This window comes from Pseudomonas yangonensis (genome assembly GCF_009932725.1).
In the GTDB taxonomy this organism is placed as follows: domain Bacteria; phylum Pseudomonadota; class Gammaproteobacteria; order Pseudomonadales; family Pseudomonadaceae; genus Aquipseudomonas; species Aquipseudomonas yangonensis.
On the sequence record NZ_BLJU01000003.1, the window covers coordinates 265678 to 292157 of the forward strand.

26 protein-coding genes are annotated in these 26480 nt (G+C 65.5%); 13 read left to right on the forward strand and 13 right to left on the reverse strand.

Translation table 11 applies throughout. The annotated features are described in order from the left end of the window. Nucleotides 1-98 precede the first annotated feature (98 nt). Both GYB81_RS06870 and GYB81_RS06875 read right to left on the reverse strand, forming a co-directional pair. Nucleotides 99-980, reverse strand: coding sequence for a LysR family transcriptional regulator (locus GYB81_RS06870; RefSeq protein ID WP_161897767.1), 882 nt, complete (start codon nt 978-980; stop codon nt 99-101). Between the two features lie 73 nt (nt 981-1053). Then, the gene (locus GYB81_RS06875) at nt 1054-1551 is read right to left on the reverse strand and encodes a DUF3060 domain-containing protein (RefSeq protein WP_161864189.1); all 498 of its coding nucleotides are present in this window, start codon (nt 1549-1551) and stop codon (nt 1054-1056) included. A 238-nt stretch (nt 1552-1789) separates the two neighbouring features. Here GYB81_RS06875 and trpB point away from each other — a divergent pair, with 238 nt between their 5' ends. After that, nucleotides 1790-3004 (forward strand): tryptophan synthase subunit beta, encoded by a 1215-nt coding sequence (gene trpB, locus GYB81_RS06880; protein ID WP_161897768.1) that lies wholly within the window; start codon nt 1790-1792, stop codon nt 3002-3004. After that, on the forward strand, nt 3001-3810 hold the full coding sequence (gene trpA / locus GYB81_RS06885) for a tryptophan synthase subunit alpha (RefSeq protein ID WP_161897769.1): 810 nt from the start codon (nt 3001-3003) through the stop codon (nt 3808-3810). Before trpB ends, trpA begins: the two co-directional genes overlap by 4 nt. Before the next feature lie 75 nt (nt 3811-3885). On the opposite strand, the gene GYB81_RS06890 is transcribed toward trpA, so the two are convergent. Further along, nucleotides 3886-5322 (reverse strand): SulP family inorganic anion transporter, encoded by a 1437-nt coding sequence (locus tag GYB81_RS06890; protein ID WP_161897770.1) that lies wholly within the window; start codon nt 5320-5322, stop codon nt 3886-3888. A gap of 142 nt (nt 5323-5464) precedes the next feature. On the opposite strand from GYB81_RS06890, the gene GYB81_RS06895 reads away from it, so the two are divergent. Beyond that, nucleotides 5465-6208: an SDR family oxidoreductase gene (locus GYB81_RS06895; RefSeq protein ID WP_161897771.1), complete on the forward strand. Its 744-nt coding sequence runs from the start codon at nt 5465-5467 to the stop codon at nt 6206-6208. 68 nt (nt 6209-6276) lie between these two features. On the opposite strand, the gene dkgB is transcribed toward GYB81_RS06895, so the two are convergent. Beyond that, nucleotides 6277-7080, reverse strand: coding sequence for a 2,5-didehydrogluconate reductase DkgB (gene dkgB / locus GYB81_RS06900; protein WP_161897772.1), 804 nt, complete (start codon nt 7078-7080; stop codon nt 6277-6279). Nucleotides 7081-7278: 198 nt separating this feature from the next. Here dkgB and GYB81_RS06905 point away from each other — a divergent pair, with 198 nt between their 5' ends. Then, a complete protein-coding gene (locus tag GYB81_RS06905; protein WP_161897773.1) occupies nt 7279-8172 on the forward strand; it encodes a LysR substrate-binding domain-containing protein in 894 nt (297 codons plus the stop codon). A gap of 130 nt (nt 8173-8302) precedes the next feature. On the opposite strand, the gene pbpG is transcribed toward GYB81_RS06905, so the two are convergent. After that, nucleotides 8303-9205, reverse strand: coding sequence for a D-alanyl-D-alanine endopeptidase (pbpG, locus tag GYB81_RS06910; protein WP_161864196.1), 903 nt, complete (start codon nt 9203-9205; stop codon nt 8303-8305). Nucleotides 9206-9316: 111 nt separating this feature from the next. After that, a complete protein-coding gene (locus GYB81_RS06915; protein WP_161897774.1) occupies nt 9317-10237 on the reverse strand; it encodes a choline sulfate utilization transcriptional regulator in 921 nt (306 codons plus the stop codon). Between the two features lie 113 nt (nt 10238-10350). On the opposite strand from GYB81_RS06915, the gene betC reads away from it, so the two are divergent. The 3 genes from betC to GYB81_RS06930 are packed head-to-tail and all read left to right on the forward strand — an operon-like array spanning nt 10351 to nt 14459. Next, on the forward strand, nt 10351-11859 hold the full coding sequence (betC, locus tag GYB81_RS06920; RefSeq protein WP_161897775.1) for a choline-sulfatase: 1509 nt from the start codon (nt 10351-10353) through the stop codon (nt 11857-11859). Nucleotides 11860-11908: 49 nt separating this feature from the next. Further along, nucleotides 11909-12829, forward strand: coding sequence for a choline ABC transporter substrate-binding protein (locus tag GYB81_RS06925; protein ID WP_161897776.1), 921 nt, complete (start codon nt 11909-11911; stop codon nt 12827-12829). Between the two features lie 58 nt (nt 12830-12887). Continuing rightward, a complete protein-coding gene (locus GYB81_RS06930) occupies nt 12888-14459 on the forward strand; it encodes a SulP family inorganic anion transporter (RefSeq protein WP_161897777.1) in 1572 nt (523 codons plus the stop codon). A gap of 22 nt (nt 14460-14481) precedes the next feature. Here the strand turns inward: GYB81_RS06930 and GYB81_RS06935 are convergent, their stop codons facing one another. The 3 genes from GYB81_RS06935 to hemF form a co-directional block, all read right to left on the reverse strand. Next, nucleotides 14482-14832, reverse strand: a complete 351-nt coding sequence (locus GYB81_RS06935) for a DOPA 4,5-dioxygenase family protein (protein WP_161864201.1) — start codon at nt 14830-14832, stop codon at nt 14482-14484. Nucleotides 14833-14842: 10 nt separating this feature from the next. After that, a complete protein-coding gene (aroE, locus tag GYB81_RS06940; protein WP_161864202.1) occupies nt 14843-15664 on the reverse strand; it encodes a shikimate dehydrogenase in 822 nt (273 codons plus the stop codon). 99 nt (nt 15665-15763) lie between these two features. Then, nucleotides 15764-16672: an oxygen-dependent coproporphyrinogen oxidase gene (gene hemF, locus GYB81_RS06945; protein WP_161864203.1), complete on the reverse strand. Its 909-nt coding sequence runs from the start codon at nt 16670-16672 to the stop codon at nt 15764-15766. A gap of 145 nt (nt 16673-16817) precedes the next feature. Here hemF and GYB81_RS06950 point away from each other — a divergent pair, with 145 nt between their 5' ends. Next, a complete protein-coding gene (locus GYB81_RS06950; RefSeq protein ID WP_161864204.1) occupies nt 16818-17795 on the forward strand; it encodes an NADPH:quinone reductase in 978 nt (325 codons plus the stop codon). 74 nt (nt 17796-17869) lie between these two features. Here the strand turns inward: GYB81_RS06950 and tsaC are convergent, their stop codons facing one another. From tsaC to GYB81_RS06965, 3 genes are all read right to left on the reverse strand, one after another. Then, nucleotides 17870-18427, reverse strand: coding sequence for an L-threonylcarbamoyladenylate synthase type 1 TsaC (tsaC, locus tag GYB81_RS06955; protein ID WP_161864205.1), 558 nt, complete (start codon nt 18425-18427; stop codon nt 17870-17872). A gap of 294 nt (nt 18428-18721) precedes the next feature. Next, on the reverse strand, nt 18722-19840 hold the full coding sequence (dprA, locus tag GYB81_RS06960; protein WP_161864206.1) for a DNA-processing protein DprA: 1119 nt from the start codon (nt 19838-19840) through the stop codon (nt 18722-18724). A gap of 80 nt (nt 19841-19920) precedes the next feature. Next, nucleotides 19921-20958, reverse strand: coding sequence for a LysM peptidoglycan-binding domain-containing protein (locus GYB81_RS06965; RefSeq protein WP_161864207.1), 1038 nt, complete (start codon nt 20956-20958; stop codon nt 19921-19923). A 153-nt stretch (nt 20959-21111) separates the two neighbouring features. Between GYB81_RS06965 and def the strand changes: the two genes are divergently transcribed. From def to GYB81_RS06990, 5 genes are all read left to right on the forward strand, one after another. Beyond that, complete coding sequence (gene def / locus GYB81_RS06970) at nt 21112-21618, forward strand: peptide deformylase (protein ID WP_004422862.1); 507 nt, start codon at nt 21112-21114, stop codon at nt 21616-21618. 56 nt (nt 21619-21674) lie between these two features. Next, the gene (gene fmt, locus GYB81_RS06975) at nt 21675-22607 is read left to right on the forward strand and encodes a methionyl-tRNA formyltransferase (RefSeq protein ID WP_161864208.1); all 933 of its coding nucleotides are present in this window, start codon (nt 21675-21677) and stop codon (nt 22605-22607) included. Next, nucleotides 22604-23917 carry a 16S rRNA (cytosine(967)-C(5))-methyltransferase RsmB gene (gene rsmB / locus GYB81_RS06980; RefSeq protein ID WP_161864209.1) on the forward strand — a complete coding sequence of 438 codons (1314 nt, stop codon included), beginning with the start codon at nt 22604-22606 and terminating at the stop codon, nt 23915-23917. The genes fmt and rsmB overlap by 4 nt, the downstream gene beginning before the upstream one ends. Nucleotides 23918-23928: 11 nt before the next feature. Then, nucleotides 23929-25302 carry a Trk system potassium transporter TrkA gene (gene trkA / locus GYB81_RS06985; protein ID WP_161864210.1) on the forward strand — a complete coding sequence of 458 codons (1374 nt, stop codon included), beginning with the start codon at nt 23929-23931 and terminating at the stop codon, nt 25300-25302. A gap of 119 nt (nt 25303-25421) precedes the next feature. Next, nucleotides 25422-25748: a tetratricopeptide repeat protein gene (locus GYB81_RS06990; protein WP_161864211.1), complete on the forward strand. Its 327-nt coding sequence runs from the start codon at nt 25422-25424 to the stop codon at nt 25746-25748. 55 nt (nt 25749-25803) lie between these two features. Here the strand turns inward: GYB81_RS06990 and GYB81_RS06995 are convergent, their stop codons facing one another. Then, nucleotides 25804-26454, reverse strand: coding sequence for a 7-cyano-7-deazaguanine/7-aminomethyl-7-deazaguanine transporter (locus GYB81_RS06995; protein WP_161864212.1), 651 nt, complete (start codon nt 26452-26454; stop codon nt 25804-25806). Nucleotides 26455-26480 lie beyond the last annotated feature (26 nt).

Sequence of the window (26480 nt, forward strand, 5' to 3'; positions counted from 1 at the left end):
GGAAAGGAAAGTCCGGCGATGCTAGCAACCGACTCTGCGCCCTGCCTCGCTGGTAACGTCGCGCTCTTGGACAGAGACGACCTGGCCGCTACCCTTGCTCAGGCCGCCAGCTCTTCACGCAACCAGTGCGCCAGGCGCTCGCTGCGCGGGTCGGTGCGGCGCGTCCACAGCGCCAGGCAGCCACTGGTTTCGACGAAGCCCCAGGGCGCGACCAGACGACCGGCGCGCAGGTCGTCGGCCACCAGCGTTTCCGGCGCGATGGCAACGCCAAGCCCGGCGGCCGCCGCCTCCAGCAAATAATAGAGATGCTCGAAACCCTGGCCCTGTTGCAGTCGCTCGGGCGCCAGGCCCTGGGCCTGTGCCCACTGCGGCCAGGCCTGCGGGCGCGAGGTGGTATGCAGCAGCGCCTCGGCGTAGAGCGCCTTGGGCAAGGCAGCAGCCAACTGCGCATGGTTGGCATAGCGCGGGCTGAGCACCGGGCCGATGCGCTCGGGCGCCAGCTCGAATACCTGCATGTCGGCCGGCCAGGGCGGGTCGGCGAACAGCAGAGTGGCATCCACCTCGGCGCTGCGCGGGTCCAACTCGCCCTGGCTGGCCGAGAGTTGCAGGCGCAGTTCGGGCAATTCGCGCTGCAGGCGATCGAGACGCGGGATGAACCAGCGCGCCAGCAGGCTGCCGGGGCAACCGAGCACGAAGGGGCGCTCTTCGGTTTCGCGACGCAGCGTGGCGCAGGTTTCGCGCAGGCGCTCGAAGGCCTCCGAAGCGGCATCGCGCAGGCGAACGCCGGCGGCAGTAAGCTTGACGCCACGGCCGTCCTTGTCGAACAGACCGAGGCCCAGTTGCTCTTCGAGTACGCGAATCTGCCGGCTGACCGCGCCGTGAGTGACGTGCAGCTCCTCGGCGGCGCGGCTGACGCTTTGCAGGCGGGCGGCCGCCTCGAAGGCGCGCAGCGCGTTGAGTGGGGGCAGATCGCGGCTCATGGGAGAGGTGATTTTTCCTGACAAGTCAGGGGCATCTAATCACGTTCCCCGCGGGTCGCCAACCGCCGCCTGCTTATTGCCGCTGCAGACGGTGGCCGAAGCCGCTGGTTTCCATCTCCGGGTCGTCCCCTTGCCAGGTGACCTGCTGATCAGTCCCATTGACCTCCAGCCGCACTGGCCCTCGTAGATCGAGCGTGAGTACGTTGCCGCCGCCATATAGCACGACCTGTGCGGGCTGCTGACCGTCGCCCTGCACCTGGGCCGTGATCCGGTGATCGGCACCGTCCACATCCAGGCCACCGAGCCGCGCAGCCTCTATCTGGTTCTCCCCGCCGGTCACTTCCAGGCTGGCGGCATTGTCCAGGCTGACCACGTGTTTCGAACCGTGCACCTCGACGCGGCCACAGTCGCCACTCAAACGGAAGTGGTTGTCGGCGCCGCTAATGCTGACGTCCTGCCCCTTGCACGTGACATCGCGTGAGTTGCCAATACCATGGAGCTCCAGTGTCGCAGCCTGAGCCGTCGTCGCCAGCGCTGCGCAGATTACGCTGACCGCCATTACCTTGTGCATTCGTGTCTCTCCCTGTGGGGCGACGCCATGCCGCCTGCGGCTGGGACAGATTAGGCAGCGCCGAGTTCTGCTCATGTGTCGCGCGCGTGCGCTGCGTCACACCGGCAGGCCTCTTTATTTGTGAGTTTTTCTGACAAATCAACTCAATCAAATCGCTTTTCACCACGTCTCATGGGGCTAGAATGGGCCCATCACTCACTCGCCCTGCCAGCCACTGGCTGTCGACAAGGAGCACGCCATGACCTCATTTCGCACCGGCCCCGACGCTCGCGGCCTGTTCGGCCGCTTCGGTGGTCAGTTCGTCGCCGAGACCCTGATGCCGCTGATCAACTCGCTGGCCGCCGAATACGAGCAGGCCAAGAACGATCCGGCCTTCCTCGAAGAGCTGGCCTACTTCCAGCGCGACTACATCGGCCGCGCCAGCCCGCTGTATTACGCCGAGCGCCTTTCCGAGCACTTCGGCGGAGCGAAGATCTACCTCAAGCGCGAAGACCTGAATCACACCGGCGCGCACAAGATCAACAACTGCATCGGCCAGATCCTCCTGGCCAAGCGCATGGGCAAGCAGCGCATCATCGCCGAGACCGGCGCCGGCATGCACGGCGTGGCCACCGCCACCGTGGCCGCGCGCTTCGGCATGCAGTGCGTGGTGTACATGGGCACCACCGACATCGACCGCCAGCAGGCCAACGTCTTCCGCATGAAGCTGCTCGGCGCCGAGGTGATTCCGGTCACCGCCGGCACCGGCACCCTCAAGGACGCCATGAACGAGGCCCTGCGCGACTGGGTGACCAACGTCCACAACACCTTCTACCTGATCGGCACCGCTGCCGGCCCGCATCCGTACCCGGCCATGGTCCGCGACTTCCAGTCGGTGATCGGCAACGAAGTGCGTGAGCAGATCCTGGCGAAGGAAGGGCGTTTGCCCGACTCGCTGGTGGCCTGCATCGGCGGCGGCTCCAACGCCATCGGCCTGTTCCACCCCTTCCTCGACGACCAAGGCGTGCAGATCGTCGGCGTCGAGGCTGCGGGCCACGGCATCGACACCGGCAAGCATGCGGCGAGCATGGCCGGCGGCGCACCGGGCGTGCTGCACGGCAACCGCACCTTCCTGCTGCAGGACGAGGACGGCCAGATCACCGATGCCCACTCGATTTCCGCCGGCCTCGACTACCCCGGCGTCGGCCCGGAACACGCCTGGTTGCACGAGATCAAGCGCGTCGAGTACGTGCCGATCAGCGATGACGAAGCCCTCGAAGCCTTCCACCAGTGCTGCCGCCTGGAAGGCATCATCCCGGCCCTGGAAAGCGCCCACGCGCTGGCCGAAGCCTTCAAGCGTGCGCCGAAGCTGCCCAAGGATCACCTGATGGTGATCAACCTGTCCGGTCGTGGCGACAAGGACATGCAGACCGTGATGCACCACATGCAGGACAACCAGGAGAAGCACGCATGAGCCGCCTGCAGAACCGTTTCGCCGAACTGAAAGCGGAGAACCGCGCCGCGCTGGTGACCTTCATCACCGCCGGTGACCCCGACTACGCCACCTCGCTGAGCATCCTCAAGGGTCTGCCGGACGCCGGTGCCGACGTGATCGAGCTGGGCATGCCGTTCACCGACCCGATGGCCGACGGCCCGGCCATCCAGCTCGCCAACATCCGCGCACTGGCCGGCAAACAAGGCATGCAGCAGACGCTACAGATGGTTCGCGAATTCCGCCAAGGCAACCAGAGCACGCCACTGGTGCTGATGGGCTACTACAACCCCATCTTCGTCTACGGCGTGGAGCGCTTCATAAGTGACGCCAAAGAGGCCGGCGTCGACGGCCTGATCGTGGTCGACCTGCCGCCAGAGCATAACGACGAGCTGTGCGAGCCGGCGCAGAGCGCAGGCATGGACTTCATCCGCCTGACCACCCCAACCACCGACGACGACCGCCTGCCCACCGTGCTGGCCGGCAGCTCCGGCTTCGTCTACTACGTGTCGGTGGCCGGCGTCACCGGTGCCGGTGCGGCGACCATGGATCATGTCGAGGAAGCTGTGGCCCGCCTGCGTCGCCACACCGATCTGCCGCTGTGCATCGGCTTCGGCATCCGCACCCCGGAGCACGCTGCCGAAGTGGCCAGGCGCGCCGAGGGCGCGGTGGTCGGCTCGGCGCTGATCGACAAGATCGCCGAGGCGAAAAGCTCGCAGCAAGCCATCGACGGCGTGCTCGGCCTGTGCCGCGAACTGGCCGAAGGGGTACGCGGCGCGCGCCGCTGATCGCTTTCGATCCCCCCAAAAAAACCGCTGCACCTGGCGACAGGGCAGCGGTTTTTTCATTATGGCGTCAGCCGTCTATTCGCCCGCACGTTTGAGCAACTGCTTGCAACGCTCGGATAGGTGCACCACACGCAGATGCTTGCCGGCGCGTTCGTAGCGTTCGCGCAGGGTCTTCAGCGCGGCAATGGCCGAGTAGTCGACGAAGCTCAGGTGGCGGCAGTCCAGGGTCACCTGCTGCGGGTCGTCGGCCGGCTCGAACTGCGCCAGGAAGGTGGTGCAGGAGGCGAAGAACAGCGTGCCATGCACGCGGTACAGCTTGCTGCCGTCAGCCTGCATGTCGCTGTCGGCGTAGAGTTCGCGGGCATGCTGCCAGGCGAAGTTGAGCGCGGCGATGACGATGCCGCAGAGCACAGCGGTGGCCAGGTCGGTGGCCACGGTGATGGCCGTCACGGCGACTATCACCAGCACGTCGTTGGCCGGCACCTTGCCGGCCACGCGCAGGGAGCCCCAGGCGAAGGTCTGCTGCGCCACCACGAACATCACACCGACCAGTGCCGCCAGCGGAATGCGTTCGATCAGCGGCGAGAGGAACAGCACGAAGAGCAGGATCATCACCCCGGCGACCACGCCGGACAGTCGCCCGCGCCCGCCGGAGCTAAGGTTGATCACGGTCTGGCCGATCATCGCGCAGCCGCCCATGCCGCCGAACAGGCCGGAGGTCATGTTGGCCACGCCGAGCGCCACGCATTCGCGATCCGGATGGCCACGGGTGGCGGTGATCTCGTCGGTGAGGTTCAGCGTCAGCAGGGTTTCCAGCAGGCCGACCAGGGCCATCAGTATCGCGTAGGGGGCGATGATGGCCAACGTATCCAGGTTCCAGGGGATGTCCGGCAGCACCAGGCTCGGCAGGCCGCCGGCAATATGCGCCATATCGCCCAGGGTGTGGGTCGGCAGCTCCAGCAGGTAGACCAGCGCGCCAATGCCGAGGATCGCCACCAGCGCCGGCGGCACCGCGCGGGTCAGGCGTGGCAGCAGGTAGACGATGACCATGGTCAGCGCCACCAGACCGAGCATCAGGTACAGCGCCTTGCCCTGCAGCCAGTGGCCGTCGTGCTGGAAATGCTCGAGCTGGGCCAGGGCGATGATGATCGCCAGGCCGTTGACGAAGCCCAGCATCACCGGGTGTGGCACCATGCGGATCAGCTTGCCCAGGCGCAGCAGACCGAACGCCAGCATGATCAGGCCGCCGAGCAGCACCGTGGCCAGCAGGTACTGCACGCCGTGCTGCACCACCAGGGCGACGATCACCACCGCCATCGAGCCGGCCGCGCCGGAGATCATGCCCGGCCGGCCGCCGAACAGCGCGGTGAGGGTGCAGATGATGAAGGCGCCGTACAGCCCCATCAGCGGGTTGACCTGGGCCACCAGGGCGAAGGCGATGCATTCGGGCACCAGGGCGAAGGACGAGGTCAGGCCGGCCAGCAGGTCGGCGCGCAAGCTTGCAGATTTCATGAGCAGGTGCGGGTCGCTAGAAGGGCGCGCATGGTAACCCCCGAGTCCGCTGACGGCCAACGGTCCTGCCCACTGGTTCCTGACGAGGCCATGCCGTAGGGTGGACGACGCACGATGACCACAACGAACAGGAGACCTCCCCATGAGCAAGAACCTGCTGATCACCGGCGCCAGCCGTGGCATCGGCCGCGCCACCGCCTTGCTGGCCGCCGAGCACGGTTGGCGCGTAGGCGTGAACTACCGTACTGATAGCGCCGCAGCCGAGAGTGTGGTGGCGCAGATCGAAGCCATGGGCGGCACTGCCGTCGCCTTACCGGGCGATGTGGCGGTTGAAGAGGATGTGCAGCGCCTGTTCGCGGCCATGGACAAGTTCGGCCCGCTGCACGGTCTGGTGGTCAATGCCGGCATCGTCGCGCCGCCCATGCCGCTGCTGGAAATGAGCGGCGAGCGCCTGCGACGGATGTTCGAGGTCAACGTGCTGGGCAGCTACCTGACCGCTCGCGAAGGCGCCCGGCGCATGGCGCGCAGCCGCGGCGGCGAGGGCGGTTCGATGGTGCTGGTGTCGTCCATCGCCGCCAGTCTCGGTTCGCCCTTCGAATACGTCGACTACGCCGGGGCAAAAGGCGCCATGGACGTGCTGACCCGCGGCCTGGCCAAGGAGCTCGGTGGCGAAGGCGTGCGGGTCAATGCCGTGCGCCCCGGGCTGATCGACACCGAGATCCACGCCAGCGGCGGCCAGCCGGATCGCGCCGAGCGCCTCGGCAGAACCACGCCGCTGGGGCGCGCCGGACGTGCCGAGGAAGTCGCGGAAGCGATCATCTGGCTGCTCGATGACAAGGCCAGCTACACAACCGGTGCACTGATCGATATTGCCGGCGGCCGATAGCGCCCAGAGTCGTGGCTAAAGCCCCTCACACACATTGGTGGTCAGGCCTGCGCACCAAAACTAACGGCTTAATCCCAGCGCGGCGCAAAGCCCGGGTTGGCAACGCGCTCGCCACGATCCAGCGCCTCGATGGCTGCCATGTCTTCGGTGCTCAGGCGCAGCTCGGCAGCGGCCAGGTTGGCGGCCAGGTTCTCGCGCCTGGTCGAGGAGGGGATCACCGTATAGCCCTGCTGCAGCGACCAGGCCAGGGCAACCTGTGCCGGGCTGGCGCCATGGGCGGCGGCGATGCGCTGGATCTCCGGTTCGGCCAGCACCTTGCCGTAGGCCAGCGGCATGTAGGCGGTCAGATGGATACCCTGCTGCCGGGCGAATGCCACCAGCTTGCGGTTCTGCAGCAGCGGATGGATTTCCACCTGGTTGGTGGCGATCTCGTCCACGCCCACGGCCTCGATGGCCTGGCGCAAATGGGCGATGGTGAAGTTGGACACACCGATGGCCGCGGTCAGCCCCTGGCGCTTGGCCTCGAGCAGTTCGCCCAGATACTGCGCCACGGGAATCTCGTCATTCGGCGACGGCCAGTGGATCAGGGTCAGGTCGACCCGCTCCAGGCCCAGGCGCTGCAGGCTCTCGCGCAGGCTGGGAAGCACCCGGCCACTGCCGAGGTTCTCGGTCCACACCTTGGTGGTGACGAACAGCTCGTCACGCGCCACGCCGCTGTCGGCAATGGCCTGGCCGACCTCGGCCTCGTTGCCGTAGATCTGCGCCGTGTCGATATGCCGGTAGCCCAGCTCCAGACCGGTACGCACCGAGTCGACGGCGACCTGCTCCTTGAGACGGAAGGTGCCGAGGCCGAAGGGGGGAATGAATTTCATGAGAAGCTCCTCATAGATCGGGAAACGCTGGCCGAGCATCGGGGCGCAACGGGTATCGAAAGGTTCGGCACCATCGATCAGGCAAAAGTTGCAGCACCTTGCCTGGCGGCGAGCGGGGTTGAGGTGGCGCAGTATCCGCGCCAGACTCCTGCGGAAAAAGCCGGAAGCTCCGCAAACACCTTTGACTGAAGATCAACAATGAAAACCAGCCTGGATGAAATGCTCGCCTTCGTCAGCGTGGTCGACAGCGGTTCGATCAGCGCCGCGGCCGAGCAGCTGGAACAAACCGCCTCGGGTGTCAGTCGCGCGCTGAGTCGCCTGGAGGAAAAGCTTGGCGTTACCCTGCTGCGTCGCACCACGCGACGCCTGGAGCTGACCGAAGAGGGCGAGGTGTTCCTGGCTCAGGCGCGGCGCATCCTGGCCAGCGTCGAGGAAGCCGAGGAGCAGATGACCCTGCGTCGCCAGGCACCGGCAGGGCGCTTGCGCATAAACACCGCTTCGCCCTTCATGCTGCATGCGATCGTGCCGCTGATCGGCGAATTTCGCGCGCTTTATCCGCAGATCGAGCTGGAACTGAACAGTGACGACCGTATCATCGACCTGCTGGAACGACGCACAGACCTGGCCATCCGCATCGGTCATCTGCCGGACTCCAGCCTGCACGCGCGGCCCCTGTGTCACAGCTATCGTCGCGTGCTGGCCAGCCCCAAGTACCTGCGCCGGCATGGCACGCCGGCACGCACCGAAGACCTGTCTGGACACAGCCTGATCGGTTTCACCGAGCCCGACAGCCTCAATGAATGGCCTCTGCGCCATGCCCTCGGCGAGCGCTGGCGCATCACTCCAAGCCTGCGCGCCTCCAGCGGCGATACCGTTCTCGCGCTGGCCCTGGCCGGCGAGGGTGTGGTGTGCCTGTCGGATTTCATGACCGATACCGCTCGCGCCAGCGGCGCACTGGTGGAGGTGCTGGCCGAGCAACGGGTGGAGGTGCGCCAGCCAATCAACGCGGTGTACTACCGCAACACCGCGCTGGCGTCGCGCATCACCTGTTTTCTCGATTTCCTTAGCGAGCGACTGGGCTGCCCGGCCTGAGACACAACGACCGTAGCCCGGATGCAATCCGGGGCCTTGTGACTGTTTCCCCGGATTGCATCCGGGCTACACGACAGCACAACGAAAAAGGGCGACTCACCGAGTCGCCCTTTTCTGCATCAGCGTCAGGTCATTGCGCGGCCTGCAGGCTCCACTCGGCCAGCTTCTGCTGCTTGTAGCTGAGGGCGGCGGCCGGCACCGGGGTGACCTTGCCAGTCTCCATCCAGCGCTTGAGGCGGTTGGCGTCGGCCATATGGGTGTACTTGCCGAAGGCGCCGAGCACCACGAAAGCCACCGGACGGTTGGCGATGGTGGTGGCCATCACCAGGCAGCGACCGGCGGCGTTGGTGAAGCCGGTTTTGCTCAGGTTGATGTTCCAGTCGGCCTTGCGCACCAGCGCATTGGTATTGCGAAAGCCCAGGGTGTAATTGGGCTTGCGGAAGGCCACGGTGGCTTCGGAATCGGTGCTGAACTGGTGGATCAGCGGGTACTGGTTGGCCGCCTTGACCATCAGCGCCAGATCACGCGCGGTGGCAACGTTCTGTTCGGACAGGCCGGTGGGTTCGACGAAGTGGCTGTTGTGCATGCCCAGCGCCCTGGCCTTGGCGTTCATCGCCGCGACGAAGGCCGCGTGGCCGCCCGGATAATGGTGGGCGAGGCTGGCGGCGGCACGGTTCTCCGAAGACATCAGCGCCAGGTGCAGCATGTCGCGCCGGCTGATCTCGCTGCCAATGCGCACGCGGGAGAACACGCCCTGCATTTCCTTGGTGTCGCGGATGGTGATCGGCAATACCTCGTCCAGCGGCAGCTTGGCGTCGAGCACCACCATGGCGGTCATCAGTTTGGTGACCGAGGCGACCGGCAGGCGCAGGTCCGCGTTGCTGGAATACAGCTCCTGGCCGGTTTTCAGATCGATCAGCAAGGCGCTGCCTGCGGCCAGCTCCTGCTTGGGCTGGGCCGGCGCGGCCTGGAGGTTCGAAACAACAAGGCTACCGCACAGCAGCAGGCCCAAAATCGAATGACGAAGTTTCACGGTTCAGCTCACCGGTTGGAGTGGAGGGGCCGCAAGCACATCTCGCACGATGGCGGTGTGCGGCGGCGCTCAGTATAGGGACTCATCGCTCGCTATTGCAGTATGGCCCGGTTAAACGGTCGCCGCTGGCGAATCCAGCTCGGCCTGCAACCAGTCGACGAAACGCGCGGTCAGACGCTGACGCCTTTTACGCTCGGGCAGTACCAGGTAGTAGCCGAGCGCCGAATGCGCTTCGGCCTCGCCCAGACGACAGAGCAACCCCTGAGCGAGAAGTTCATCCACCAGATGGCGCCAACCGATGGCCACGCCCTGCCCGGCGATGGCGGCCTGGATCAGCAGGGTGTAGTTGTCGAAGCGCAGGGCGCCGGGCGTGGGCAGGCAGGCGATACCCAGCGCGCGAAACAATCCCTCCCAATCGAACCAGCGCGAGCGGTGTTCCGGACGCAGGTGCAGCAGCGGCAGCTCGGTCAGCACCTGAGCCGGCAGCGGAGGCTGACGCTCGCCGAGCAGGCGCGGGCTGCACACCGGAAACACCTCTTCGTGAAACAGCAGATGCGCCTCGCCGTGCTTGAAACGGCCATCGCCGAAGCGGATCGCCACGTCGATGTCACTGGGCACCGTGGCCGGATCGCGCTCGCTGGTGATCAGGCTGACGTCCACCTCCGGGTACAGGCGATTGAAACGCTGCAGGCGCGGCATCAGCCAGTAGGCGGCGAAGGCAAAGTCGGTGGCCACCTGCAGCACCTCATGTTGCTGACGCGTGGTGACGGCAGCAAGACCGGTATCGAGGGCCGCCAGCCCTTCCTGCACATGCGCCAGCAGCAGCTCACCGGCCTCGGTCAGGACGATGCCGCGATAGATGCGGTCGAACAGGCGCGTGGCCAGCTGCTGCTCGAGGCGTTTGATCTGCTGGCTGATGGCCGGCTGGCTGCTGCCCAGTTCGCTGGCCGCTGCGGTGAAACTGAGCTGGCGCGCCGCCGACTCGAACACCCGCAGCGCGTCGAGCGACAGCCCATCGATGGCATTGAACATAAGCTCTGCTTATCCGAGGCATGTGTCGCAGCCGGGTTTACCCTGCTGCCGTTCTACCGGAATCATGGCACCCGCACTGTCGCATAAACCAACAATATGGAATAGCCGACCTCATGAAGCGCCCGAACATCCTCTTCATCATGGCCGACCAGATGGCCGCACCGATCCTGCCGCTGCACGATGCCGCCTCGCCGGTGCAGATGCCGCACCTGATGAAGCTGGCCGAGCAGGCCGTGGTGTTCGACTCGGCCTATTGCAACAGCCCGCTCTGTGCGCCGTCGCGCTTCACTCTGGTCAGCGGCCGGCTACCATCGAAAATCGGCGCCTATGACAACGCCGCGGATTTTCCCGCCGATGTACCGACCTACGCCCACTACCTGCGCCGCCTCGGCTACCGCACGGCGCTGTCGGGCAAGATGCACTTCTGCGGCCCGGACCAGCTGCATGGCTATGAGGAGCGCCTGACCAGCGACATCTATCCGGCCGACTACGGCTGGGCGGTGAACTGGGACGAGCCGGACGTACGCGCCAGCTGGTACCACAACATGTCCTCGGTGCTGCAGGCCGGCCCCTGCGTGCGCAGCAACCAGCTGGATTTCGACGAAGAGGTGGTGTTCAAGGCGCGCCAGTATCTCTATGACCACGTGCGCCTGACGCCGGAGCAGCCGTTCTGCCTGACCGTGTCGATGACCCACCCGCACGACCCCTACACCATTCCCCGCGAATACTGGGATCGCTACGAAGGTGTGGATATTCCCATGCCGCGCCAGCACATCGAGCAGAGCGAGCAGGACCCGCACTCGCGGCGCCTGCTCAAGGTCATCGACCTGTGGGACAAGCCGCTGCCCGAGGACAAGATCCGCGACGCCCGCCGCGCCTACTTTGGTGCCTGCAGCTATATCGACGACAACATCGGCAAGCTGCTGGGGACCCTGGAGGAATGCGGCCTGGCCGAAGACACCCTGGTCGTCTTCTCCGGCGACCATGGCGACATGCTTGGCGAGCGCGGCCTCTGGTACAAGATGCACTGGTTCGAGATGTCCGCCCGCGTGCCGCTGCTGGTCCATGCACCGAAGCGCTTTGCCGCGCATCGGGTCAGCCAGTCGGTCTCCACCCTCGATCTGCTGCCTACCCTGGTGGAACTGGCCGGCGGCCAGATCGAGCAGGGCCTGGAACTGGAAGGTCGCTCCCTGCTGCCGCACCTCGAGGGTGAGGGTGGGCATGACGAAGTGCTCGGCGAATACATGGCCGAAGGCACGCTCAGCCCGCTAATGATGATTCGCCGCGGACCCTGGAAGTTCGTCTATTCCGAGGACGATCCGCTGCTGCTGTTCAACCTGCAGCACGACCCGGCCGAGCGCGAGAACCTCGCCGGCAGTGCCGACCATCAGAACCTGCTCGCTGAGTTCATCGCCGAAGCGCGCGAGCGCTGGGACATTAGCGCCATCCACGCCGCAACATTGGCCAGCCAACGCCGCCGCCGACTGGTGGCCGAGGCCCTGAGCCAGGGCAAGCTGACCAGCTGGGATCACCAGCCCTGGGTTGATGCCAGCCAGCAGTACATGCGCAACCACATCGATCTCGACGACCTGGAGCGCCGCGCCCGTTTCCCTCAGGTATGAACCTTTACCGACTGCCGCCCCCAAAACAGAAGAAAAAAGGAGAGACGCCATGAACCGATTCAGTGTGCTGTTACTCGCCACCGCGCTCAGCAGCGCCGGCAATGTCTGGGCCGAGGATGCAGCCTGCAGCACGGTCAAGCTCGGTGATCCCGGCTGGAGCGACATCGCCGTGACCAACGGCATCGCCAGCTTCCTGCTCGACGGCCTGGGCTACGAGACGCAAAGCCAGACCCTGGCCGTGCCGATCATCTTCGCCGGGCTGCAGAAGGGGCAGATCGACGTGTTCCTCGGCAACTGGATGCCGGCGCAGCAGAGCAACTACGACAAGTTCGTCGCCAGCGGCGATCTGGACAAGCTGGCGCAGAACCTCGAAGGCACCGAGTACACCCTGGCCGTGCCAGCCTATGCCTACGATGCGGGGGTAAAGACCTTCGCCGATCTGGACAAACACGCCGACAAGTTCGACAAGAAGCTCTACGGCATCGCCTCCGGCTCGCCGGGTAACGATTCGATAAAGCAGATGATCGCCGCCGACGAGTTCGGTCTGGGCGACTGGAAACTGGTGGAATCCAGCGAGCAGGCGATGCTGGTGCAAGTGGGCCGCGCGGTGAAACGCGAGCAGTTCGTGGTCTTCCTCGGCTGGACGCCGCACCCGATGAACGTGCAGTACGACATGAAGTACCTCAAGGGCGGCGAGAAGTACTTCGGCGACAGCGGCCAGGTCAATACCCTGGCGCGCAAGGGCTATGCCGAGCAGTGCCCGAACGTCGGCAAGCTCCTGACCCAGTTGCGCTTCACCCAGGACATGGAGAACAGCATCATGGACCAAGTACTGAGCAAGCAGGCCAGCAACGACGCCGCGATCAAGGCCTGGCTCAAGGCCAACCCGCAGGTGCTCGATGGCTGGCTGCAGGGCGTCACCACCCGTGACGGCGGCGATGGCCTGGCTGCGGTGAAGGCGCGACTTTGAATTAACCGCCGCAAGTGAGTAGGGTGGAGTCGCCTGCGGCCCACCCTTGAACCGAACCATGCGCCTACCCGACCGACAGACCCTGCTGCCGTTTCTCCGCTGGTTGCCCGGCACCAGTCGCAAGACCCTCGGCAACGACCTGCTGGTGGGCCTGACCGGCGCCATCCTGGCCCTGCCGCAGTCGCTGGCCTACGCGCTGATCGCCGGCCTGCCCGCGGAGTACGGGCTGTACGCGGCCATCGTGCCGGTGATCATCGCCTGCCTGTGGGGCTCGTCCTGGCACCTGATCTGCGGGCCGACCGCCGCCATCTCCATCGTCCTGTTCACCAGCGTCACGCCCATGGCGCGCATGGGCAGCGACGAATTCATCGCCTTGATCCTGCTGCTGACCTTTCTCGCCGGGCTGTTCCAGTGGCTGCTCGGCCTGTTGCGCTTCGGCGCACTGGTGAACTTCGTCTCGCAGTCGGTGGTGCTCGGCTTCACCCTCGGCGCGGCGCTGGTAATCGCCATCGGCCAGATGCCCAACCTGCTCGGCGTCGAGGTCGCCAGCCAACCGACGGCGCTGACCAGCCTGCTGCAGATCGGCCAGCACCTGTCCGAGGCGCACTGGCCGAGCCTGGCGCTGGCGGCCTTTACCCTGCTGCTCAGCGTGGCCGTGCGCAAACTCTGGCCGAAGGCACCCGCACTGCTGATCGGCCTGGTCTGCGGCAGTCTGCTGACCTGGCTGCTACCGGCACGCTTCACCGCTGACATCGCCCTGGTGGCGCCGTTCGAAGGTGGCCTGCCACCTTTGACCATGCTGAATTTCGACCTCGACGACGTGCTGCGCCTGCTGCCGGCAGCGGTAGCCTGCGGCATGCTCGGGCTGGTCACCAGTCTGTCCATCGCCCGCGCGCTGGCGGTGAAGTCGCACCAGTTCCTCGATGCCAACCAGGAAGTGCGCGCCCAGGGCCTGTCGAACATGATCGGCCCGTGGTTTTCCGGCTCGCTGTCGGCCGGCTCCTTCACCCGCTCGGCGCTGAACCTGCAGGCCGGCGCACGCACACCGCTGGCCGGGGTGTTCTCGGCATTGCTGGTGGCGCTGTTCGCGGTGTTCGGCGCAGCGCTGCTGACGCATATCCCGCTGCCGGTGATGGCCGCCGGTATCCTGCTGATCTGCTGGGGCCTGGTGGATCTGCCGGCGATCCGAGCGCTGCGCAAGGTCAGTCGTGCCGAGTTCGTGGTGATGCTGCTGACCTTCGTCGCCACCCTGGTGCTGGAGCTGCAGACGGCAATCTACGCCGGTGTACTGGCCTCGCTGTTCTTCTACCTCAAGCGCACCTCGCAGCCGCGCGTGCGCCTGTGGCACGACGGCGACGACGAAATTCTGCGCATCGACGGCTCGATCTTCTTCGGCGCCTGCCAGTACATCCAGCAATTGCTGCAGCGCAGCCGCGGCCAACGCCTGGTGATCGACGCAAGGCACATCAACTTCATCGACTATGCCGGGGTGGAGATGCTGCACCAGGAAGCGCGCCGCCTGCAGGCGCTGCAGCGCAGCCTGGTGTTGCGTCAGGCGCGGCCGCAGGTGGTGGAGGAAATCCTCAAGCTGGAAGGTGCGCAAAGCTGCCCGGTGTTGTTCGAGGATTGAGCCAGACAGCTCGCTCCGGCGCTCATTCGTCTTCGAGTGCGCTCAGGTCCAGCGGGCGTACCTGGCCGAGCCAAAGGGACCAGTCGCGGTGGTCGCGCAGATCGTCACCGGTAATCGGATGAACCAGCACATTGAGGCCGTCGCGCCGCTGCATCAGCCAGGGCACCAGCTCAGCGAACAGCTCGGGGCGGAAGGCCAGCTGGCAGCTCCAGTCCGGATGCGGACCGACCGGGCGCTCATGCACACGTCCCATCTTCAGCGGGAAACAACGCGCCGCTTCTTCGCACAATGCGCGTGCTTTATCGAGGCTGCTGGCGTCGAAGTAGACGTGGGCGTGGTAGCCCCGGATCCTGGGTAGCGCGTGCTCTTCCATCACTCTGTCCTCAAGCCAGCAATTGACGGCGCAGTTCGGTCAGCACGGGTGCCGTATCCGGCCGCACAGCGCGCCACAGCTGAAACGCTTCGGCGGCCTGCTCGACCAGCATGCCCAGACCATCCAGGCAGCGTGCGGCGCCCTGTTCGGCAGCCCAGCGATTAAACGCCGTTGGCTCCTTAGCGTACATCATGTCGTAGCAGACCGTATGCCCGGGCTGGATCAGGCCCGGCGCAATCGGCGGCAACTCACCGCCAAGGCTGGCCGAGGTGCCGTTGACGATCAGATCCACCGGCGCGTCGATCCAGTCGAAACCGGCGGCCACCAGTGGGCCGAGATCGGCGAATTCGCGCACCAGTTGTTCGGCCTTGGCCACGGTGCGGTTGGCGATCACCAGCACGGCCGGCTTCTGCGCCAGGAAGGGTTCCAGCACGCCGCGCACGGCACCGCCGGCGCCGAGGACGAGAACGCGCTTGCCGGCCAGGCTGAAGCCGGCGTTGTCCTGCAGATCGCGGGTCAAGCCGGCGCCATCGGTGTTGTCGCCGAGCAGACGGCCGTCTGCCAGTTTTTTCAGGGTATTCACTGCACCGGCGCGGCGCGCGCGCTCGGTCAGCTCGTCGGCCAGGCGAAAGGCCTCTTCCTTGAACGGCACGGTCACGTTGCCGCCCAGGCCCTCGGTAAAGAAGGCGCGGGCATTGCCGGCGAAGTCATCCAGCGGCGCCAGGCGCGCCTCGTAGGTAAGCGCCTGACCGGTCTGCTCGGCGAACAGGCGATGGATCAGCGGCGATTTGCTGTGGCCGATGGGGTTGCCGAAGACGCAGTAGCGGTCCATGGAAAGTCCTGTTTGTGTAGGCGCCAATTCGTAGCCCGGATGACATCCGGGAGCGGTCGCTGATTTGCCCCGGATTGCATCCGGGCTACGCGAAAAAGCTCATGCCAGCCAATCTCGATCGGTGAGGAAGTATTCGGTCAGGCGAGCTTCCTCGCTACCCGGCTCCGGCTTCCAGTCGTAGCCCCAACGCACGTGCGGCGGCAGCGACATGAGAATCGACTCGGTACGCCCACCGGACTGCAGGCCGAACAGGGTGCCACGGTCGAATACCAGGTTGAACTCGACGTAGCGGCCGCGACGGAAGGCCTGGAACTCACGCTCACGCGCACCGAAGGGCATAGACTTGCGCCGCTGAACGATCGGCAGATAGGCCTGAATGTAGGCGTCGCCGATGGCGCGGATAAAGGCGAAGCAGGTGTCGAAATCCCAGTCGTTGAGATCGTCGAAGAACAGCCCGCCGATTCCACGCGGCTCACCGCGGTGCTTGAGGTGGAAATAGCGATCGCACCAGGCCTTGAACTTGGGATAGACCTCGGCACCGAAGGGCGCGCAGGCGTCATGCGCGACCTGGTGCCAGTGCACGCAGTCCTCTTCATTGGCGTAGTAGGGCGTCAGGTCGAAACCGCCGCCGAACCACCACACCGGTTCCTCGCCTTCCTTCTCGGCGCTGAAGAAGCGCACGTTGGCGTGCGAGGTCGGCACGTAGGGGTTTTCCGGGTGGATCACCAGCGATACGCCGAGCGCCTGAAAACCGCGTCCGGCCAACTCGGGACGATGGGCGCTGGCCGACGGCGGCAGACTGTCGCCGAATACATGGGAGAAATTCACCCCGCCCTTTTCGATCAGTGCGCCGTTCTCGATCACCCGCGTACGACCGCCACCGCCGGCCGGACGCTGCCAGGCGTCCTCGACGAAAACGGCCTGGCCGTCTTCGGCTTGCAGGGCGGAACAGATGCGATCTTGCAGGTCGAGCAGGTAGGCCTTCACGGCCTCGGTACGGTCAGTCACGGCGGCACCTTGAACAGAGAACAGGGCGGAATCGGCGGGCAGCATAGCATTCACCCAGGCACATCCGCAGTTGACGTCGGTCAATCGGGGCGATTGGATAGGCCCTTTCGCCGCGCGGCGATTCAAGCCAGACAAGGAATCCAAGATGGCCAAGCGTATTCAGTTCAGCCAGCACGGTGGCAGCGACGTGCTGGAATATCGTGACTATCAGCCGGCAACGCCAGGCCCACGCGAAGTACGGGTGGCCAACCGGGCCATCGGCCTGAACTTCATCGACACCTACTTTCGCAGCGGCCTGTACCAGCCGCCGGCGCTGCCTTCGAGCCTGGGCACCGAGGGTGCGGGGGTGGTCGAGGCAGTCGGCAGCGAGGTCGACGGCTTTGCCGTGGGTGATCGCGTGGCCTATGCCACCGGCCCGCTCGGCGCCTATAGCGAACTGCACGTGCTGCCAGCCGACAAGCTGGTGAAACTGCCGGACAGCATCAGCTTCGAGCAGGCCGCCGCGGTGATGCTCAAGGGCCTGACCGTGCAGTACCTGCTGCGCCAGACCTATGAACTCAAGGGCGGTGAGACCATCCTGTTCCACGCGGCCGCCGGCGGCGTCGGCTCCTTCGCCTGCCAGTGGGCGAGAGCGCTGGGCGTCAAGCTGATCGGCACCGTCAGCTCGGCGGAAAAAGCCGCACGCGCCAAGGAGCAGGGCGCCTGGGCAACCATCGATTACAGCCACGAGAACGTGGTGCAACGCGTGCTGGAGCTGACCGATGGGGCCAAGTGCCCGGTAGTCTATGACGGCGTCGGCAAGGACACCTGGGAAACCTCGCTGGACTGCGTGGCTCCGCGCGGTCTGCTGGTCAGTTTCGGCAATGCCTCCGGCGCGGTCACCGGGGTCAATCTGGGCATCCTCGCGCAGAAGGGTTCGCTGTTCGTCACCCGCCCGACCCTGGCCGGCTACGCCACCAGCGCGCAGCGCCTGCAGGCCATGGCCGACGAGCTGTTCGGCATGATCGCCAGCGGCCAGCTGCAGGTGGAAATCAGCAACCGCTATGCGCTGAAGGACGCCGCCGCCGCCCAGGACGCGCTGAGCTCGAGGCAGACCACCGGCTCGACCATCTTGCTGCCGTAAAACAGTCGCGGCTAAAGCCCCTCCCACAGCCGCCACGATCTTGGGAGGGGCTTAGCCGCGAGCTTTTAAGCGCCTCAGGACGGGCGAATCACATCGCCCGTACGCAGGTCGCGAATCAGACTGGGGTTCTTGCGCCCACCCAGCGCACCGCCCAGCACCTTGTCCAGCTCGCCGGGGAAATACTGCTCGACACGTAGACGCGAACGCGCCGAAGGACGTCCGGCCGGGTTGGCCGAGGTGGAGATCAGCGGGCCGGTGTAGCGGCATAGCGCGCGTACCAGCGGATGATCACTGACGCGCAGGGCAACGGTATCGTGCATGCCCGTGACCCACTCTGGCAGACGGTTCTGATGCGGCACCAGCCAGGTATTGGGGCCTGGCCAGCTGCCGACCAGGCGCTCCTGCCAGACCTGGGGCAGGTCATCGAGGAGGAAGTCGAACTGCTCGATGTCGTCGGCGACCACGATCAGCCCCTTGTGCATCGGGCGTTCCTTGAGCGCCAGCAGCCTGTCCACCGCCTCTTCGTTCCACGGGTCGCAGCCCAGGCCCCAGACCGCCTCGGTCGGATAGGCGATCACGCCCCCCTCACGTACCACACGCGCCGTTTGCTGTATCTGCCAGTTGCTGGCCATCGACTGTCTCCACTGAAGCGATGGCTGGAAGTCTATCCAAGACGGCGCTGCGACTGTAGCCCGGATGCGATTCGGGAAAATTACCGAGCCCGCCCCGGATTGCATCCGGGCTACGCAGCTGGGGTGAACATGATCCTGTGGGAAAGGCTAATGGCCTTGATGCGCCGAGCGGGTAGGAGCGGCGCCCCGCCGCGAACCGACATGACGCGGAATCCAAGCGCTTCGCCCCGGGGCGGGCCTCCTACGGAAAGCGGCTTGGGGCCTTATCTGATCAGCATTACGCAAAAGGCCCAGTTAAGGCCGGCGCGCCAGCCAGCGGCCGGCTTCATTGCACACCAGGCCATCGAGCTCCAACTCGGTCAGCGCCGCCAGCACCTGCGCCAGGGGCCAGCCGCTGGCCTGCACCAGCGCCTCGGTGTTGTGCGGTGCGGCATGCAGCAAGGCCAGCAGCGGGTGTTCGATGCTGGCGCTTGGCTGCGGTGATTGCGGCGCGTCGGCCGACGTCTGCCACCCACGCAGCGCTTCGAGAATATGTTCGATGCTTTCCACCAACGTGGCCCCATCGCGGATCAGTTGGTGACAGCCACGAGCGCCTGGGTGATGAATCGAACCGGGGATGGCGTAAACCTCACGCCCCTGCTCCGCGGCCAGTCGTGCAGTGATCAGTGAACCACTCGAAGGGCTCGCCTCGACCACCAGCACGCCCAGCGCAAGCCCACTGATGATCCTGTTGCGCCGGGGGAAGTTGCTCGCCTGCGGCGGACAGTCCAGCGGCAGCTCGGAGACCAGCGCGCCGCCCTGCTCGATGATCCGCGCGGCAAGCCGCTCATGTCGCCGCGGATACAGGCACTGCAGGCCAGTGCCCAGCACGGCTACCGTTTGGCCGTCACCTTCCAGCGCGCCCTGATGCGCGGCGCCATCGATACCCAACGCCAGTCCGCTGGTGATGACGAACCCACCGCCGGCCAGGCTGCGGGCGAAAGCCCGCGCATTATCCAGGCCGGGCTGCGAGGCACGCCGGCTGCCGACCATGGCCAGTTGTGGCGCCTCCAACACGCTCGGCTCACCCGCCACGAACAACAGCGGCGGCGCATCGGCCAGTTCGGCCAGCAACGCCGGGTAGCGCGGATCGTCCCACATCAGCACATGCTGATCAGGCTCCTGCAGCCACTGCAACGCAGCACGCGCCCGCTCGCGGATGTCCTCACTGCGCCGAGGCTCGGCGCAGGCGGCCGGCAGCCCCAACGCACGCCAGGCACTGGCAGGCGCACTCAGCGCAGCCGAGGCGCTGTCGAACGCACTCAACAGTTTGCGAAAACGTCGCGGTCCCAGTTCCGGCAACAGGTGCAGGCGCAGACGGGCTTCAAGCTCGGCAGGAGAAACGGCGGGGCAAAGCGAGGAGGATATAGACATGAGGTTCTTCCCTGATCAGTGACACCGCCATCCTGGCGATCAGAAAGCACGAGCCCCGCATTCGCGGGGCTCGTCGGGCATTACGGGTTGCGGACCTTGTCCATCACCGCTAGCTGGCGGCTGGCCTGCAGAATCAGACCGTAGCTGAGCTTGTCGTAGGTGCGGAACACCATCAGCAGGCCGGAGCGCTCGTCCGGGATCTTCACGCTCTCGCCAGTGACGCGGTCGCGCACGGTTTCGCCGGTCTTGTACACCGCCAGCACGTTGCCAATCTCCAGGCCGTCGCGGGCGCCCTTGTTCAGGGTGACCACGTCAAACTGGCCGATCTGGCTTACGCCACGCGGCACATCGAGGATCAGGCCCTTGATCTCGCCAGACGGCTCGCTGGGCATGAAGGTGGAGTTGATCGCACGCTCCTCGGTAGGAAACAGACGGTCACCCAGACGAACCTCCTGAGTCGAGCGGCTGAGCAACAGGGTACCGATATCGCCTTCCTCGGCGACGATCTCGCCGGTGCCGATATCGTCGGCGTTGATACCGAGGAACTCCTTGGTTTCAGGGTCGGTGTACGTCTTGCCCTGGCGGAATACGCCGTAGATCGGATGCTGCTCATCGAACTGGCCGCGGGCGTAGATGCGATCGCCGGCACCACTGACCACGCGCTCGGCGTTGCCGGCTACGACATAGGGCTTGCCGTTGAATTCTTCCGGGGTGTCGACGATACGGTTGCTCAGCAGGAAGCTATTGATCGCCTCCAGCGGGATGGTCGGGATCGCCTCGGCCATCGGCGTGCTGCGCACCTTAGGCGACAGCTTGATGGTGCCGCGTGACTCACCGCGGTTGAGCATCAGACGCGGCTGACCATCGACATAGACCAGATTGAGGGTGTCACCGGGGTAGATCAGGTGCGGGTTGGCCACCTGCGGGTTGGCGTGCCAGATCTCCGGCCATTTCCACGGCTGGCTGAGGAACTTACCGGAAATATCCCAGAGCGTATCGCCCTTGACCACGGTGTAACGGTCCGGATGACCGTCCTTGAGTTGCACTGCGGCCTGAGCCAAGCAGGTCAGGGCCAATCCGCCGGCTGCCAGGAGCAGGGCGAGTAGTGATTTCCTCATACGGTGAATCCCTTTATTATGTGTCTTCACGTGAAGCGCCCTAGCGCCGCGTGCCAAACCCGCTGAATACGCGGCGTGAAGCCGTTTTTCAATGCTGTTCATCATCTTAGCAGCGGATTTTGACTTTATTCCACAAGTGCATCACAAACGCATATGGCGATCCTGAATATCCTCGAATTTCCTGATCCACGCCTGCGTACCATCGCCAAACCGGTGGACGTCGTGGACGACTCCATCCGTCAGCTGGTCGACGACATGTTCGAGACCATGTATGACGCTCCGGGTATCGGCCTGGCCGCGACGCAGGTCAACGTGCACAAGCGCGTGGTGGTCATGGACCTGTCCGAGGACAAGTCCGAACCGCGGGTTTTCATCAACCCCGAGTTCGAACCGCTGACCGACGAGATGGACCAGTACCAGGAAGGCTGCCTGTCGGTGCCCGGCTTCTACGAGAACGTCGACCGCCCGCAGAAGGTCAAGATCAAGGCCCTGGATCGCGATGGCCAGCCTTATGAACTGATCGCCGAAGGCCTGCTCGCCGTGTGCATCCAGCACGAGTGCGATCACCTCAACGGCAAGCTGTTCGTCGACTATCTGTCCAACCTCAAGCGCGACCGCATCAAGAAGAAGCTGGAAAAACAGCATCGCCAGCGCGCCTGACCTCCGATTACCCGAAAGGCTTGCCACGGCAAGCCTTTTTCTTTGGTGACTGCCCCATGCGTATCGTCTTTGCCGGCACCCCGGAATTCGCCGCCGCACACCTCAAGGCCCTGCTGGACAGCCAGCACGAGATCGTGGCCGTCTACACCCAGCCGGATCGCCCGGCGGGACGTGGCCAGAAGCTGATGCCGAGCCCGGTCAAGCAGCTCGCCGTCGAGCACGCTATACCCGTCTACCAGCCGGCCAGCCTGCGCAATGAAGAGGCCCAGGCCGAACTGGCGGCGCTCAAGCCGGACCTGATGGTGGTGGTCGCCTACGGCCTGATCCTGCCGCAGGTGGTGCTCGACACGCCGCGCCTGGGCTGCATCAACAGCCACGCTTCCCTGCTGCCACGCTGGCGCGGCGCGGCGCCGATTCAGCGCGCGGTGCAGGCCGGCGACCTTGAGTCCGGCGTCACCGTGATGCAGATGGAAGCGGGCCTGGACACCGGACCGATGCTGCTCAAGGTCAGCACGCCCATCTCGGCAGAAGACACAGGTGGCAGTCTGCACGACCGCCTCGCCCAGCTCGGCCCGCAGGCAGTACTACAGGCCATCGCAGGCCTGGCTGCCGGCACGCTGAAGGGCGAGGTGCAGGACGACACCCTGGCCAATTACGCGCACAAGCTGAACAAGGAAGAAGCGCTTCTGGACTTCGGCCGCCCGGCCGTGGAGCTGGAACGCCTGATTCGCGCCTTTCACCCCTGGCCGATCTGCCACACCACGCTCAGCGGTGATGCGCTGAAAGTGCATGCCGCCGAGATCGGGGAGGGCAAGGGCGCTCCCGGCACCATCCTCGCCGCCGACAAGCATGGCCTGACCGTGGCCTGTGGCGAGGATGCGCTGCGCCTGACCCGCCTGCAGCTGCCCGGCGGCAAGCCGCTGGCCTTCGCCGACCTCTATAACAGCCGCCGCGAGCAGTTCGCGCCCGGCCTGGTGCTCGGTCAATGAACCCACGCCTGGCTGCTGCACGTGCCCTGACCGCCGTACTCTCCGGCAAGGCTTCGCTGGGCAGCAGCCTGCCGCCGCAGCTGGACAAGGTCGAACACCACGACCGCGCCCTGGCGCAGGACCTGGCCTTCGGCGCCGCCCGCTGGCAGCCACGCCTGCAACTATTAGCCGAGAAACTGCTGGAAAAGCCGTTCAAGGCCGCCGACAAGGATGTCGAGGCGCTGCTGCTGATCGGTCTCTATCAGTTGCTGCACAGCCGCATCCCCGAGCACGCCGCCATCGGCGAGACGGTCGGCTGCGCCGGCGCGCTGAAGAAGCCCTGGGCCAAGGGCCTGCTCAATGCCGTGTTGCGCCGCGCCCAGCGTGAGCACGAAACCCTTTTCGCTGAGCTGGACCGCGACCCGGTGCTGCACACCGCGCATCCACGCTGGCTACAGAAGGCGCTCAAGGCGCACTGGCCCGAGCACTGGCAAGCCATCTGCGCCGCCAATAACGCGCACCCACCGCTGATTCTGCGGGTCAGTCGCCGCCATGGCAGCCGCGACGCCTACCTTGAGGAACTGCGTGGTGCCGCCTTTGCCGCCGAACCCTGCCGCTTCAGCCACGACGGCGTGCGCCTGCTGCAGCCCTGCGACGTGACCGCGCTGCCCGGCTTCCGGGAAGGCCGCGTCAGCGTGCAGGACGAAGCCGCGCAACTGGCCGCCGACCTGCTCGAGCTGGCGCCCGGCCAACGCGTGCTGGATGCCTGCGCCGCACCGGGCGGCAAGACCTGTCACCTACTGGAGGTCGAGCCAGGCTTGAGTGAAGTGGTCGCCGTGGATCTGGAGGCCAAGCGCCTGGCACGCGTGCGCGAGAACCTCGAGCGCCTGCAGCTGGAGGCCACGCTGATCGCCGCCGACGGCCGCGATACCGGCGCCTGGTGGGACGGCCAGGCGTTCCAGCGCATCCTCCTCGACGCGCCCTGCTCGGCCACTGGCGTGATCCGCCGTCACCCGGACATCAAGTTGACCCGCAAAGCCGAGGACATTCCCGCCCTGGCGCAGCTTCAAGGCGAACTGCTCGATGCCCTGTGGCCGACCCTCGCGCCCGGCGGCATCCTGCTCTACGCCACCTGCTCGGTGCTGCCGACGGAGAACAGCGACACCATCGCCGCCTTCCTCTCTCGCACCCCGGACGCGCAGGAGGTCGCCATCGACGGCGACTTCGGCCTGCAACCGGCGCACGGTCGCCAGCTGCTGCCGCAGCTGGACGGCCATGACGGCTTCTACTATGCCAAGCTGATAAAGACCGCTGTGACCAGCCACAGCTAACGGAGCGATCAGTGAAAATCATCATTCTCGGCGCCGGCCAGGTGGGCGGCACTCTGGCGGAACACCTGGCCAGCGAGGCCAACGACATCACCGTGGTCGACACCGATGGTGATCGCCTGCGCGATCTGGGCGACCGCCTGGATATCCGCACCGTGCAGGGCAAGGGCTCCTTCCCCACCGTGCTGCGCCAGGCCGGCGCCGACGACGCCGACATGCTGGTGGCGGTGACCAACAGCGATGAAGTCAACATGATCGCCTGCCAGGTGGCTTACACCCTGTTCCACACGCCGACCAAGATCGCCCGTGTGCGCGAGGCGGCCTATCTGACCCGCGAGGCCTTGTTCGACAACGAAGCGATCCCGGTCGACGTGCTGATCAGCCCCGAGCAGGTGGTGACCAACTACATCAAGCGCCTGATCGAATATCCGGGCGCCCTGCAGGTGATCGACTTCGCCGAAGGCAAGGCCCAGTTGGTGGCGGTCAAGGCCTACTACGGCGGCCCGCTGGTGGGCCAGCAACTGCGCCAGCTGCGCCAGCACATGCCCAACGTCGACACCCGCGTGGCAGCCATCTTCCGCCGCAACCGGCCGATCATGCCCAAGGGCGATACCGTCATCGAGGCCGATGACGAAGTGTTCTTCATCGCCGCCAAGGCGCACATCCGCGCAGTGATGAGCGAGATGCGCCGCCTGGAAGACAGCTACAAGCGCGTGGTGATCGCCGGTGGCGGCAACATCGGCGAACGCCTGGCCGAGGCCATCGAAAGCCGCTATCAGGTGAAGATCATCGAGATGAACCCGGCGCGCTGCCGCTACCTCTCGGAAAGCCTCGACAGCACCATCGTGCTGCAGGGCAGCGCCTCCGACCGCGACCTGCTGGTGGAGGAGAACATCAACGACGCCGACATCTTCCTTGCCCTGACCAACGACGACGAGGCCAACATCATGTCGTCCTTGCTGGCCAAGCGTCTCGGCGCGCGCAAGGTGATGACCATCATCAACAACCCGGCCTACGTCGACCTGGTGCAGGGTGGCGAGATCGACATCGCCATCAGCCCGCAGCTGGCCACCATCGGCACCCTGCTGACCCACGTGCGCCGTGGCGATATCGAAAGCGTGCACAGCCTGCGCCGCGGCGCGGCCGAAGCACTGGAAGTGATCGCCCATGGCGACGCCAAATCGAGCAAGGTCATCGGCCGCGCCATCGAGGACATCGCCCTGCCGCCGAGCACCACCATCGGCGCCATCATCCGCGACGAACAGGTACTGATCGCCCACGACGACACGGTGATCGAGTCCGGCGACCACGTGATTCTGTTCCTGGTCGACAAGAAGTACATTCGCGACGTCGAGCGCCTGTTCCAGGCGGGTCTGACGTTCTTCTAAGCCGGAGAAGACAAATCTCGTAGGAGCGAGCTCTGCTCGCGAAGCTTTTCGCGCGTCTGAGATTCGCGAGCAGAGCTCGCTCCTACAATCGACACGAGCGTGGCGACGAAGGAGACCTCATGAGTACCGAGGCACTGGAAAAGATGCTGGCCAAGGGCATGGACAACGCCCTGCTGCGTTTCGGCCTGGGCAAGGCCCATCTGGATGGCGGCGACGCAGCACAGGCCGCCGAGCACCTGCAGCGCTGCGTCGAGTTCGACCCAGGCTACTCGGCGGCGTGGAAGCTGCTGGGCAAGGCGCTGCAGGCCGAAGGCGACACCGAGGCAGCACGCCGGGCCTGGCAGCAGGGGGTCTCAGCCGCCCAGGCCAAGGGCGACAAGCAGGCCGAAAAGGAAATGTCGGTGTTTCTGCGCAAGCTGGACAAGCAGGGGAGCAATCGCGGCTAAAGCCCCTCCCACAAGTTCAGTGGGAGGCGCTTCAGCGGCGAGCTTTGCGGCCGACTCAGGCGGTGGCAGTACGCTGCGGCAAGGCCCGCACGATGGCACTGAGCAGCATCCCGTACAGCGGCACGAAGAGGATCAGACTGATGGCCAGCTTGATCACGTAGTCCACTGTGGCGATCTCCACCCAGTTGGCCGCCATGAACGGGTCGTCGCTGTGCCAGAAGGCCACCGAGAAGAACAGGAAGGTATCGAGCAGGTTGCCGAAGATGGTCGAAGCCGTCGGCGCGACCCACCACTGACGCATCTTGCGCAGGCGGTCGAACACCTGGATATCCAGCAACTGGCCGAAGGCGTAGGCGAGGAAGCTGGCCACGGCGATGCGGAAGACGAACAGGTTGAAGTCACCCAGCGTCGCCAGACCGCCGAAAACCCCTTCATGGAACAGCACCGACACCACGTAGGAGGCCACCAGCGCCGGCAGCATGACCCGGGCAATGACCACGCGCGCGGCATGCTTGCCGATCAGACGCACGGTGAGGTCGGTGGCCAGGAAGATGAACGGGAAGCTGAACGCGCCCCAGGTGGTATGCCAGCCGAACAGGGTGATCGGCAGCTGCACCAGATAGTTGCTGGCGATGATGATGAGAATATGGAAGGCGATCAGGCCGGCCAGCACGGGCCGACTGACCGACGCGGGAATCAGGGTCATGTCTGTGTCCTTTTTCGTAGAGCGGG

Coding starts and splice junctions, on each gene's coding strand:
- GYB81_RS06870 (WP_161897767.1), bottom strand. CDS start 980: ATGAGCCGCGATCTGCCCCCACTCAACGCGCTGCGCGCCTTCGAGGCG.
- GYB81_RS06875 (WP_161864189.1), bottom strand. CDS start 1,551: ATGCACAAGGTAATGGCGGTCAGCGTAATCTGCGCAGCGCTGGCGACG.
- trpB (WP_161897768.1), top strand. CDS start 1,790: ATGACCTCATTTCGCACCGGCCCCGACGCTCGCGGCCTGTTCGGCCGC.
- trpA (WP_161897769.1), top strand. CDS start 3,001: ATGAGCCGCCTGCAGAACCGTTTCGCCGAACTGAAAGCGGAGAACCGC.
- GYB81_RS06890 (WP_161897770.1), bottom strand. CDS start 5,322: ATGAAATCTGCAAGCTTGCGCGCCGACCTGCTGGCCGGCCTGACCTCG.
- GYB81_RS06895 (WP_161897771.1), top strand. CDS start 5,465: ATGAGCAAGAACCTGCTGATCACCGGCGCCAGCCGTGGCATCGGCCGC.
- dkgB (WP_161897772.1), bottom strand. CDS start 7,080: ATGAAATTCATTCCCCCCTTCGGCCTCGGCACCTTCCGTCTCAAGGAG.
- GYB81_RS06905 (WP_161897773.1), top strand. CDS start 7,279: ATGAAAACCAGCCTGGATGAAATGCTCGCCTTCGTCAGCGTGGTCGAC.
- GYB81_RS06915 (WP_161897774.1), bottom strand. CDS start 10,237: ATGTTCAATGCCATCGATGGGCTGTCGCTCGACGCGCTGCGGGTGTTC.
- betC (WP_161897775.1), top strand. CDS start 10,351: ATGAAGCGCCCGAACATCCTCTTCATCATGGCCGACCAGATGGCCGCA.
- GYB81_RS06925 (WP_161897776.1), top strand. CDS start 11,909: ATGAACCGATTCAGTGTGCTGTTACTCGCCACCGCGCTCAGCAGCGCC.
- GYB81_RS06930 (WP_161897777.1), top strand. CDS start 12,888: ATGCGCCTACCCGACCGACAGACCCTGCTGCCGTTTCTCCGCTGGTTG.
- GYB81_RS06935 (WP_161864201.1), bottom strand. CDS start 14,832: ATGGAAGAGCACGCGCTACCCAGGATCCGGGGCTACCACGCCCACGTC.
- aroE (WP_161864202.1), bottom strand. CDS start 15,664: ATGGACCGCTACTGCGTCTTCGGCAACCCCATCGGCCACAGCAAATCG.
- GYB81_RS06950 (WP_161864204.1), top strand. CDS start 16,818: ATGGCCAAGCGTATTCAGTTCAGCCAGCACGGTGGCAGCGACGTGCTG.
- tsaC (WP_161864205.1), bottom strand. CDS start 18,427: ATGGCCAGCAACTGGCAGATACAGCAAACGGCGCGTGTGGTACGTGAG.
- dprA (WP_161864206.1), bottom strand. CDS start 19,840: ATGTCTATATCCTCCTCGCTTTGCCCCGCCGTTTCTCCTGCCGAGCTT.
- GYB81_RS06965 (WP_161864207.1), bottom strand. CDS start 20,958: ATGAGGAAATCACTACTCGCCCTGCTCCTGGCAGCCGGCGGATTGGCC.
- def (WP_004422862.1), top strand. CDS start 21,112: ATGGCGATCCTGAATATCCTCGAATTTCCTGATCCACGCCTGCGTACC.
- fmt (WP_161864208.1), top strand. CDS start 21,675: ATGCGTATCGTCTTTGCCGGCACCCCGGAATTCGCCGCCGCACACCTC.
- rsmB (WP_161864209.1), top strand. CDS start 22,604: ATGAACCCACGCCTGGCTGCTGCACGTGCCCTGACCGCCGTACTCTCC.
- GYB81_RS06990 (WP_161864211.1), top strand. CDS start 25,422: ATGAGTACCGAGGCACTGGAAAAGATGCTGGCCAAGGGCATGGACAAC.
- GYB81_RS06995 (WP_161864212.1), bottom strand. CDS start 26,454: ATGACCCTGATTCCCGCGTCGGTCAGTCGGCCCGTGCTGGCCGGCCTG.